9 protein-coding genes are annotated in these 10,574 nt (G+C 66.9%); 3 read left to right on the top strand and 6 right to left on the bottom strand.

Going from position 1 to position 10,574, the window contains the following annotated elements:
• Nucleotides 1-229: 229 nt before the first annotated feature.
• Nucleotides 230-1,192, bottom strand: coding sequence for a hypothetical protein (locus tag M2302_RS32690; protein ID WP_280841650.1), 963 nt, complete (start codon nucleotides 1,190-1,192; stop codon nucleotides 230-232).
• Nucleotides 1,193-1,428: 236 nt separating this feature from the next.
• The gene (locus tag M2302_RS32695) at nucleotides 1,429-2,754 is read right to left on the bottom strand and encodes a PQQ-binding-like beta-propeller repeat protein (protein ID WP_280841651.1); all 1,326 of its coding nucleotides are present in this window, start codon (nucleotides 2,752-2,754) and stop codon (nucleotides 1,429-1,431) included.
• Between the two features lie 138 nt (nucleotides 2,755-2,892).
• Here M2302_RS32695 and M2302_RS32700 point away from each other — a divergent pair, with 138 nt between their 5' ends.
• Nucleotides 2,893-3,402: a hypothetical protein gene (locus tag M2302_RS32700; RefSeq protein WP_280841652.1), complete on the top strand. Its 510-nt coding sequence runs from the start codon at nucleotides 2,893-2,895 to the stop codon at nucleotides 3,400-3,402.
• Here the strand turns inward: M2302_RS32700 and M2302_RS32705 are convergent.
• Together M2302_RS32705 and M2302_RS32710 are read right to left on the bottom strand one after the other, a co-directional pair.
• Entirely contained in the window at nucleotides 3,291-4,262 is a 972-nt protein-coding gene (locus M2302_RS32705) for an AAC(3) family N-acetyltransferase (protein WP_280841658.1), read from the bottom strand. The two genes, M2302_RS32700 and M2302_RS32705, sit on opposite strands and share 112 nt — an antisense overlap.
• A 208-nt stretch (nucleotides 4,263-4,470) precedes the next feature.
• A complete protein-coding gene (locus tag M2302_RS32710; RefSeq protein WP_280841653.1) occupies nucleotides 4,471-5,871 on the bottom strand; it encodes an IS30 family transposase in 1,401 nt (466 codons plus the stop codon).
• A 206-nt stretch (nucleotides 5,872-6,077) separates the two neighbouring features.
• Between M2302_RS32710 and M2302_RS32715 the strand changes: the two genes are divergently transcribed.
• Nucleotides 6,078-7,196 carry an IS630 family transposase gene (locus M2302_RS32715; RefSeq protein ID WP_280841654.1) on the top strand — a complete coding sequence of 373 codons (1,119 nt, stop codon included), beginning with the start codon at nucleotides 6,078-6,080 and terminating at the stop codon, nucleotides 7,194-7,196.
• A gap of 32 nt (nucleotides 7,197-7,228) precedes the next feature.
• On the opposite strand, the gene M2302_RS32720 is transcribed toward M2302_RS32715, so the two are convergent.
• The gene (locus M2302_RS32720) at nucleotides 7,229-8,323 is read right to left on the bottom strand and encodes a hypothetical protein (protein WP_280841655.1); all 1,095 of its coding nucleotides are present in this window, start codon (nucleotides 8,321-8,323) and stop codon (nucleotides 7,229-7,231) included.
• Nucleotides 8,324-8,895: 572 nt separating this feature from the next.
• Here M2302_RS32720 and M2302_RS32725 point away from each other — a divergent pair.
• The gene (locus tag M2302_RS32725; RefSeq protein ID WP_280841656.1) at nucleotides 8,896-9,258 is read left to right on the top strand and encodes a hypothetical protein; all 363 of its coding nucleotides are present in this window, start codon (nucleotides 8,896-8,898) and stop codon (nucleotides 9,256-9,258) included.
• 245 nt (nucleotides 9,259-9,503) lie between these two features.
• Here the strand turns inward: M2302_RS32725 and M2302_RS32730 are convergent, their stop codons facing one another.
• A complete protein-coding gene (locus M2302_RS32730) occupies nucleotides 9,504-10,040 on the bottom strand; it encodes a hypothetical protein (RefSeq protein ID WP_280841657.1) in 537 nt (178 codons plus the stop codon).
• Nucleotides 10,041-10,574: the final 534 nt, after the last annotated feature.

Below are 10,574 nucleotides of genomic sequence, written 5' to 3' on the forward strand. Positions count from 1 at the left end.
AGATCGACACTTCGGAAAAGTCACTTCCCGGACCCGCCACACCCCAGCCTAGAACATCCCTCTTGATCATCACTTGACACAGAGGGGTGCCAGATCCGTGCGTGGCGGTGGACACGTGATGACGGTGATGATCTCCTGTCTCGCTGGCCACGCCGCCGTGCGATGGGTAAAGTCGGCCACCGCCCCGGCCTTGTGACCGGGAACCCGCTGGTGCTCGTATCGATCGGGTTCAGTCGGTCAACGAGCGGGCAAGCACTTGCTTGGTCCGGTTGCGAAGGGCATCGAGCTCGGCGGAACTGCCTCTCACCTCGATGAGGAGTTCGATGGCGGCCTGCAGGTACTCCAGGGCGATGATGTGCTCGTCGAATGGAGCGTCGACCTCGAACTGATCGAGCAAAACCTCGAAGTCGGCCAGTACCGCCTCGGCGCGAGTGGCGGCTCGGTCGGGATCGCCGTTGCGCTGGATGCAGCGGGCCGACTCGATCATCGCTCGTCCGACGAAGGCGTGAGATTGGCCCAGCAGGCGGGTGACGATGCGTCCCACCAGTGCGAGGCCACGCTCCTCAAGCTCCGGGTCGGGTTGGGCAGCGAACTTCGCGGTGACCTGACGGGCAGCCGCGGCGAGCGCGACCCCGTCGACCCACTCCTGGGAACCCTCCGGGGCACAAGGCTGCTGCCCCAACCGGGCGATGCACGCTTCGGCTGCGACCGATAGTGACGTCGCTGCTTCGAGGAGGAGGTGGAAGCGTATCCGACCCGTCTCCTGCGACGCGACTGCCAACCGTGCGACCTCGAGCGCCACGGCGACTTCCTCGGTGCCGTGCGTGGGCTCGCCACGCCTGGCCCGCTCCAGGAGAGCCTGCGCCCACGCCCGCTCCTCGGGCGATGGCCCAAGAGCTCCATCATCAACGGTCAGTCCGAGCTCGAGCCGGTATGACGTCCACGCCAACGGGTCCTTGACGGGGTCCGGCTCGTTCGCAGGGTTGCCGGACGCGGCGCGAACGACTCCACCCCCGACACGGTCCATCGCGAGCCGTGCATCATCGAACGGCAGCGCGAACCGCTCGGTCAAGACGGCAAGGACATCGCGACGGCGCGTCCCCTCCTCGTCGGCCGCCCCGAGATACAAGACAAGGGCGGGTACCGATGTTCCCCGAGCAAGGCGCACAGTCAGGTCGTCCGTCCATTCCACGGCACGAGGATGCCCGTCCCGACCTCGAACCACAAACGAGCCGACTCTCGGCGCCCAGCGACTCGCGCTTCACACCGCGGCACGTCGTTCCCTGGGCTCAGGACCGGCAGTGGAGATTGTCCGATTGGCGGGCTGGCCACTTCCAGATCATCACGCGAGTTGTCGATCGCCACTGCACGTTCGTCACAAGCAGTGACGGCGTACGTTGCTCGAGTCGCGGCAGAGGCGGATGCTCGCTAAAGAAGCGTGACGGTTGCCGTGGCCGGTATTTCGAGCGTGACGAGGTGGCCTTCACCGATTGCGTGCATCAGACCGTTGCCTCCGGGAACCAGCCGGGCAATCCGCGCCGATAGCCGCATGCGGGCGCCGACGTTGCCGGCGCGGTCGATGGTGACCAGCGAACCGTCCGTGAAGGCGAACAGCACACCGCCGGACACCAGGGCTGCGGCGCAGACAGCGCCGTGCGGTAGGGGCCGTACCTCGGTGACAACACCGTGGCTCAGGTCGATGACCGCAATGCCGGCGTCCTCGACGAGCCACAGCGTGTCGCGGTGGAGGATCGGCGTTTGCGGGCGGAGATTACGCTCGTGGTGCCACAGCACCTGCACACCGCTCACTGGATGAAAAGTCATGACCGTGCGTCGACCGCTGAGGAAGGTGACACGGCCATCGTTGCTGACTCCGTAGCCGCCGTCGCCATCAGAGAAGACCACCGGCGCCGGCAGCGACCACTCCCTCAGAACGGCCCCGGAGGCGGCCATCACCAGTAGTTTCGGCAGACCGGTGCCCGCGATGAGCACAGCATCGGCGGCAGAGCCACCTTCGGGCCTCCAGCGAACCGGCTGCGGCCAGGCAAGTGGACCGGCTCCGGCAAACGCAGCGCCGTCGGACGGCAGGTACCTCCCGTCGGCAAGGGCCACCCGCATCAAAGGGTGGTAACCGCGCCACCCTCCCAGCCAAACAACAGAGCCGCTGATGCTGACGTAATGCCGCAGGCTCATGCCGGGCGTCGACCACAACCGTTGCCCGTTGTCCAGGTCGAAGCAGTGCAGAACTCCTGCTTGGCTCAGGTAAAGGCAGCGCTCGCCCGCGATAACCGTCGTGCCCCAGCAATCCTCGACACCTTGTTCCCACAACTGCGCCCCGCTGCGCGGATCCAGCCGGACCAGACGCGAGTGCCGCTCCGCCACGACGAGGCAACCGGACGCCACAGCCATCGCCTGCGAACCCGATCTCAGGTGTAAAGGCCGCGACCACAACACGCTGACCGACTGATCCACCACGCCGGCATGATTGCACGCATCAGCAACCCTCATCTCGGCAGATCCGCACGGCGAGCCGCGAACGGTCACGTAACCCTGCGTAGCGCGCGGATCGCGGCATGAGAGTAAGGTCGCCGCGTGTCGGATGACATCACCCTGCGGCTGGACCGAACGACCGCCGAAGACCTGTATGCCGCGTTGTACGAGACCGGAGAGCATGTCGCGGCCGGCACACCCATCACCCCACCGACCGCTGAGGAAGCCGAGCGGCTTGGACGTCTTCTCCGGGAACTCGGACACGCACTTGGCCGTCGATGCTCCCCATACTGCGAGCACCTTGGCTGACCATGACCCGCCGCACGCCGCAGCCACGCGGCATGGGCGGACGTCCGCTGTCCGCACGAGAGCAGCAGCTGGTCGTACTGGTAGGAACGCCACGTGACCTACTTCGAGGACCTGAGCAGCTACAGCTACAGCGAGGTCGACGTCATCGAGCTGGAAGCGGGATGGCTTCGGTTTCGGCCTCGATACGACCGGATCAACGTCGGCTGGCTCGATGCTCCCCACGCATTCGAGGAAGGTCCAACCCCGGGCTGGCTCGCGGGCACGCTGCTCGAGATCATTGCAGGACCGGGCATCAACACGATGCGTGGATCTCACCCGTGTTCCTTCTGCCCGCAAAGCCCGGCCGGTTCCACGCCCATTGACTCCATGCCGTCCGTGGATCATCCGACTGGCACCCTCTGGCTGGGGAACGCCGAGGTCAGAGTGCCCTCCGCACCGGGAGTGATGTTTGCCGCGCCCTCACTCATCTGGCATTACATCACCGCCCACTCCTACCGCCCGCCGCTTGAGTTCATCGAGGCGGTACGGCAGTACGACCACGGCTGGGCCGCGGAACCGAGCTTGTGGATACCAGACGACGCCGAGCGCATCACGTTCGACTGAGACGCCAGGGCCGCGCACTGCGGCATCGATAGACGTCTAGCAACGCGGCTGCTCGTGATCGATGTCATCCACTGCGTGTCGGCGGTCGACTTCGGTGCACTCATCTCGGTATGAGAGCGCGCGGGCGCGGCTTCGTCGTGCGCCCGGTCGGGGGCGTTCGTCGACTCCGCTCCGCATGCAGTAGCGACGTGTTCGGTGCCGCCTCTGATTCCGCATGGCGAATCGGAGGCGTCAGCCATCGGCGCCGTCCAAGTGACCCAACTGCTGTTGCCGTCCGGTCCACGAACAGCGGCTCCGTAATCGGTCATCGGTGGTTGGGCCTGTCGGTGCTCCGCCAGATGCAGCGACGTGTTGCGCTCGTGCCCGCAACCCAGCAGTAAGACCTTGCCGTGCTCTCGGTAGAGGGCTCCGAGCGGTGACTTCTCGCCCAGCCCTTCCTCGAGTCGATGGTCGCCGGTTATCGCTCTCGCCCGCGTGCCCAGTGCGGCGAACGACACGTGCGGGTGCCCACTGCGCAGGGCGCCTGGCCAGGTGCGCACGGTCTCCGCCAGGACACCCATGTGCCGGCTGGGAGTACGCGCCGGATCGAATCCGGGGTTCTGCTCTCGAATGACAGGCCACCACGCTGAGGGGACGGCCGGGTTGCGCCAGCGCGCGGGGTCGGAGTTGGAGGGTGTGTGCGTCGGGACGACCAGTGTGCCGGCGGGGCCGACCACATCCAGCAGAGCTTGGACGACGGCTTGTACCTTACCGACGACGAACCCCAACGCTCGTACCGACGAGTGCACCAGCACCGTGTCTCCGGCTGACAGGTCGAGGGCCCGGAAGTCGGCGGCCAAGGTGCTCAGGGTGTGGGGCATCGGCTGCGTCACCGCGTCATTGTGCCCGCTTGGCAAAGCGACGCCGTACCTGCGCCTGGTCAGCGCATCCGCTCATCGGCTACGAGCGCGCACCCCGCTTACCGTTCAGTCTGCCGAAGCGGCCTACGGCGCGTGGTGATCGCCGGCGCACTGCAGTGCACGCCCGGCGCCAGATGCGTGCACTTGGTCTTGGGTGGACCGGGCGGATTCAACCGGTGGTCGCAACACTGGGTTGTTGGAGCGATCGTAGGTGTTCGTCGAGGACTTCGGCTGGAGTCTTCCAGCCGAGGGTTTTCCGGGGTCGGCTGTTGAGGGCATGAGCGACGGCGTTGATCTCGTCGGCGCTCCATCTGGATAGGTCGGTGCCTTTCGGGAAGTACTGCCGCAGCAGCCCGTTGGTGTTCTCGTTGGTGCCGCGTTGCCAGGGGCTGTGTGGGTCGGCGAAGAACACCGGGACTCCGGTCTCGACCGTGAAGCGTGCGTGCGCGGACAACTCCTTGCCGCGGTCCCACGTCAGCGACCTGCGCAGCTGCTCGGGCAGTGTCGTGATCGTCTCGGCGAGGGCTTTGCTCATCGTGATCGCCCCATACCCGGCGAGAGCCGGCCCGTTCTTCGTCCGCGGGATCACCCCCCAGCCGGCCTCACGAGGCAGGTGGACCAGCATCGTGAACCTCGTCGTCCGCTCGACCAGAGTCCCGATCGCGGAGCGCTGCAAACCGATGATCAGATCACCTTCCCAGTGCCCGGGGACGGCACGGTCCGCGACTTCAGCGGGCCGTTCACTGATCAGCGTGCCGCTGGTGACGTGCGCCCACGCGCGTTGTTTCGCGCGGGCTCGGGGAACGCGAAGCGCCCGCCCGGTCCGCAAACAGGTGACGAGTTCGCGCTTGAGGGCACCACGGCTCTGGACATAGAGCGCCTGGTAGATCGCCTCATAGCTGATGCGCATGGACTCATCCTCCGGGAACTCGGCCCTGAGCCTGCGGGAGATCTGCTCCGGGCTCCACCCGGTCGTCCATGCCCGATCGGCCCGGTGGGGCTTGTTGCGGCCCTTCCACTGCGGGCCCTGCGGGCCGGTGACCAGTCGGCCGTCCGCTGTCAGGATCGCACCCGCAAGCCGTTGCTGGACGTACTCTCGGAGCCGCTCATTGGCCAGCAGCTTCGCGGTCTTCGGCCGGCGGGCTCGACGTTCTGCATGCCACTGCGCGGTCGAAGCCTTGTAGTCCAACCGGTACGTCCTGGTCGAGGCGTTGCGCCGCAACTCCCGCGAGATCGTCGACGGGTCCCGGCCGAGCCGACGTGCGATCTCCCGAACGCCCATGCCTTGCGCCCGCGACAAAGCGATGTCCTCTCGTTCGCTGAACGACAGATAGCGGCCCGACACCGTCGGCGGCAACGCAGGATTCACGCCGCCAGCGTGCCGGAACCACCGGAACCCAACCGGCGACGACACGCCAGCCACCGCGGTCGCATCCACGGTCATCACACCCGATCGGATCGCAGCCCAAAACTTGACCCGGTCCTCACGCCACGCCACCGTCGGCCGTCCCGGCGACGGAATCTGACCCCGATACTCCCGAACCCGCTTCTGCCTCGGCCCATAAGCCATCGCTCGACCTCTCCGACAAGGTGTTGCGACGACCGGTTGAATCCGCCCCGTCGACCAGCGGCACGTGCCCATCCCGCCGCAGGAGAGGTGGGCGCGGACCCGAGAGATTCTGTTGGCTAGTGCCTTGACCACGAACGTTCACGGTGTTGAATGACACGCCGTCCGGCCTGTCGGCCGGGCGGCGTCGCGGCGGTCAGGCTGTCGCGGTGGCAGATCCTGTACGCGTGCGGCGGCTGAGTGATCAGGAAGGTCAGCAGCTGCTCAGAATCACCCGCCGGGGAACCGGTTCACCAATCCGACTGCGTCGGGCCATGGTCGTGCTCGCGTCTGCCGGCGGCAACACGGTGCCGGCGATCGCCCGTCTCGTGCAGGCCGACGAGGACACGATCCGGCAGGTCATCCACCGGTTCAACGAGATGGGGATGGCCAGCCTGGACCCTCAGTGGGCGGGTGGCCGTCCCCGCCAGATCAGTCCTGACGAGGAACAGTTCATCGTCGAGACGGCCAACACCCGCCCCGAGAAACTGGGGCGGCCATTCACCCGCTGGAGCATCCGCAAGCTCGCCGATCACCTGCGCGCTCCTTCCACCCGCCGGGTCCGGATCGAGCGGGAACGGCTGCGGCAGATCCTGCACCGTCACCGGATCACCTTCCAGCGGACCAAGACGTGGAAGGAGTCCACCGATCCGCAGCGCGACGCCAAACTCGCCCGGATCGAGTACGTGAGCACCTGTTTCCCGCAGCGGGTGTTTGCGTTCGACGAGTTCGGGCCCCTGGTGATCCGTCCGCAGGCCGGCGCAGGGTGGGCGCCGGCCGGGCACCCGCACCGGCTGCCCGCGAACTACCACAAGCTGCACGGGGTCCGCCAGTTCCACGGCTGCTACTCCGTCGGTGACGACCAACTCTGGGGCGTCGTGCGGCGCCGCAAGAGCGCCGCGAACACCCTCGCCGCACTCAAGTCGATCCGCAAAGCCCGCCCGGACGGGGCACCGATCTACGTCATCCTGGACAACCTGTCCGCGCACAAAGGCCTCAAGATCCGCAGATGGGCGGCCCGGAACAAGGTCGAGCTCTGCTTCACCCCGACCTACGCCTCCTGGGCCAACCCGATCGAGGCCCAGTTCGGGCCGCTACGCACCTTCGTCATCGCCGGCTCGAACCACCCCAACCACACCGTCCTGACCCGAAAACTGCAGACCTACCTGCACTGGCGCAACGCCAACGCCCGCCACCCCGACGTCCTGGCCGCCCAACGCCGAGAACGCGCCCGCATCCGCAGCGAACGCCAACGACGCTGGGGCCAACCCGCCACCCGCGCAGCCTGACCCCAACACCGTGAACGTTCGTGGTCAGAGCACTAGCCATTGAACTGTTCCCAGTCGAGGCGGGAGCGAAGGGGCCGCAGGGCTGAGCGTTGCCGGCTGCCGACGCTCAGCCAGATACCACTGTCGCCGTAGTCGGCGGCCATGGCGACCAGTCCGGGAGCCACCCAGTGGCGCGTCGGGTCGCCAGGTACACGCATCGGCTGCAGCGGGACGGGAACCAGATCCTCGACGAACCGGTCCAGCACCTCCGTGGTGACCGTGGCGAAGCCGGTGAACGGTGAGGTGCTCACCGCTTCGTTGAGGGCGAACTGGAGCAGGAAGCCGCTGAGGCGTTCCCGCTCGCGCAGCCGCTGCGGGCCGCCGTCGTACCAAACGACCGGATCGTCGTCGGTGGGGTCGATCAACGCCACCCAGACGGCCTGATTCTCGGCCGCGAAGGCCACCAGCGGCTCGTCTTCCAGGTACTCGATCCTGTCGAGCGGCTCGATGAAGTCCTGCCGGCCGAGTATTTCCTCACGGCCGGCGGCGATGTCGTGGAAGGCCAGCAACGGGGCCGGGAGTTTCATGGCCGCGTGTTGGGGTGTGGCCGGTGGCACTGGCACATCGGCGTACCAAGCGGTCAGGAAGGAGCGCAGTGCCTGGGTCAGGTCCTGCGGCACATCGTCCAGCCAGTCGATTCCGGGTACCGGCAGCGTCGGCTTCGGCGTCGGCCGCACCTTGTCTAGCAGTTCGGGGGGAAGCCGCTCGCCCCAGGTCAGTTCAGCGAATGTGAGTGGCCCCTGTTCCCCGGTGTACGGGTTCATCCCGCGGTAGATGCTGCGGGCTTGGTAGAGCTCACCGAGAGCCAGGCAGCCATCGGCCATCTTGACAAAGCCCAGGAGCGGCTGATTGGACTGGTTCTTCGAGCCTATCCACTGAGTCGCCTCGCTGGGTAAAGGCTCTCGCAGCACCAGTGTGTTCGCGTTGTCGACAGCGTTGCCGTGGGGCCGGTCTCCGGCGTCGACGATCACGACCAGAGCGTCGGCTCCGTACGCGAAGATGACCCCGTCACCATGTACGACCTCGACGTTCGGGCCGGCAGCATCCACCGCCGCCCGCTGCGGGACAACCGACCATCCCTCGATCATCGGGCGAGTATAGGAGCCCGGATCGAACCCGATAGTTGACCATGACTTGGCGAGTGTCGCCCCGCGGCGAGGTCAACTCGACATGAAATGCCAGCTCCCGCTTGGCGCGACGGAAGCTTCGGCAGATCAGCGCATCTGGCGCACGTACCCCGCGTTCAGCCATGGTGCTGGACGAGCAGCGCCCGAGTCGGTCATCGTGCTGAGCGTGGCTGACCGATCATTTGAGACAGCGGTCAAAAGCGCGGTCATGGAAGGCCCGCCCGGGGAGGCCCTGCTGGTCGGGATGCTGGGATCGCTACGTGGCGCCGACAAGGTGACGGTGGTCGCGGCGGTGGGTGATGCCCAGGGCGACGAAGGCGTCGCGGCGCTGCGGAACCTGCTGAACGTGCGGCAGCGCTCGGTTGATCTGCGCTGCGCCGCGCTGCTCGCACTCGCCAAGCGTGCGGGCGCCGTAGCATCCGATGTGCTGAGCGTGGCAGGGCGGCCCGGGAGCACCCCAGTTCGCCGTCGACCACGAGGGCGAACCGTCGGGGTGGCTGGTCGAGCTCGGCGCGGCCCCGCCGGATCCGGACGTGTGGGTGCACCTGCCGTGCGCGCTGTACTGGCCGGCGTTCGGGGCGGAGGAGCCGGACGACCCCGACGACGAGGACGAGCACGACGAGGACCTGCCCCCGCTGTGGGCTCAGCGACCGGACGCAAGGCGGGCCAAGTTCCATGCCGAACGGGATCGCCTCGCCGCGCTAATCACCACCCGTCTCGGTACGCCGGAGAGCGTGGTGACCGCAGCGTACGACAGCTACCGGGCGGTGTGGCGACGTGGTGACCGGGCGCTGCTGCTGGAGACGACCGACGACATCCACACGTACTCGCATTACGACGTGCTCGGCATCCGGCTGCGGCGATACGACCCGTCACTCACCGACCTGGACACCTAACCGAGGCCGGCGCCGTGCCAAGACTACGGCGCGGATACCGGCGCGTCTCGCGGCTACCTATTGACTGGTGGTACGACCGCAGCCCGGCCAGGCTTGGTCGAGGTGACCGGTGGGGTCGCTCTTATCGCGGCTGCCCACCGCAGGTTGGTGTGGCTCTCATCTGGCGTGCGCCCCGCCGGTCACCGCGGCGGTGAGAGGCCGGCTGCCGGCTGTGTCCGACTCCGGATGATGGTTACACCGTGGCTTCACTTGATGAGTGACGTGCCGAGCTTGCTTGGCTTCCGTTGGGAGCATTGCTGGCGGGAGAACCTCGCGGTTCGCTTACGGACCATTGTGAGGCTGGCGAGCGAGGCTTCAACCACCGCCGGGAGTTTCTCGCCTGAGACAGGCGGCTCGCTGAGCCACCTTCCGGTGCCTTGGGGGTCGGTACGCCAACGGGTTACCTGCGGCTCGGTGACCCATACCGTGTCGGGTGGGTTCTGGTCCCAGGCGGCAAGAACACCGAGGCCACCGATCATTCCCGGCCGAGGAGGCGGCAGGACCACGTCGCCCGTCGCCATATCCACAACCTGGTACTGCCAGTCCGCGTCGGCATTGTCGGGGTCGGCCTTGAACACTTCAAGGCGAAACTTTCCCGACGGAGACAGCGACGGTCGCCCCGGCCAACTCACGCCAGCGCCCTCGGCCGGGCAGTAGGCAGTGCGGTGCGGGCAACGCTTCGTGGTGCCGACATCGCCGTCGAATTCAGAATCTCCGACGCCGGTACAGCCAGCCAGCACCACGGTGGTAGATGCGGCGACGACCGCCAGCGCGCGGCATCGTTGGGATTCTCTGTCAGGCCCCGCCCCTGCAAACACATGCGGGAACGTACCACCGCACCTGAGGCGGGACGCTCATGATCGTCTAGCTGGACCTGTCACCCAACATCTGACACCAATCCGTCACGCATCAAGTGGAGCCCGACAGCCGGCTGCCGGCTGTGCCTGGTCTCGCATGATGGTTGACGGAACGGCGTCGGAGGACGCTTGACGCCAGGTCGTGATCGAATAGTGCTGGTGCTGGCCGGCTTCCGGTCTGTCGTAGGACAGTCGCTCTTGGTTGCAGACTACGGCGCAGGTCAGAGTTTTTGGCAGGATGGTGGAGTGAAGCCAGCGCTAACTCTCGACATGGCCACACGCCCTGGTGACGTTGTTCGGGCGGCCGGGTCTTGGCTCGGGGATCGGCTAGTGCTCTGACCACAAACGTTGGCCGGGTTGGTTATGCGGCTCGGCTGGCGGGTTGGCCCCAGCGGCGGTGTCGTTCGCTGCGGACGCGGG

It is taken from the genome of Micromonospora sp. A200 (assembly GCF_029893845.1).
GTDB lineage: Bacteria > Actinomycetota > Actinomycetes > Mycobacteriales > Micromonosporaceae > Micromonospora > Micromonospora purpureochromogenes.

What these genes read in the sequence shown, in the direction of transcription:
- M2302_RS32720 (WP_280841655.1), bottom strand. Translation starts at nt 8,323, where the DNA reads ATGATCGAGGGATGGTCGGTTGTCCCGCAGCGGGCGGCGGTGGATGCT.
- M2302_RS32710 (WP_280841653.1), bottom strand. Translation starts at nt 5,871, where the DNA reads ATGGCTTATGGGCCGAGGCAGAAGCGGGTTCGGGAGTATCGGGGTCAG.
- M2302_RS32705 (WP_280841658.1), bottom strand. Translation starts at nt 4,262, where the DNA reads ATGCCCCACACCCTGAGCACCTTGGCCGCCGACTTCCGGGCCCTCGAC.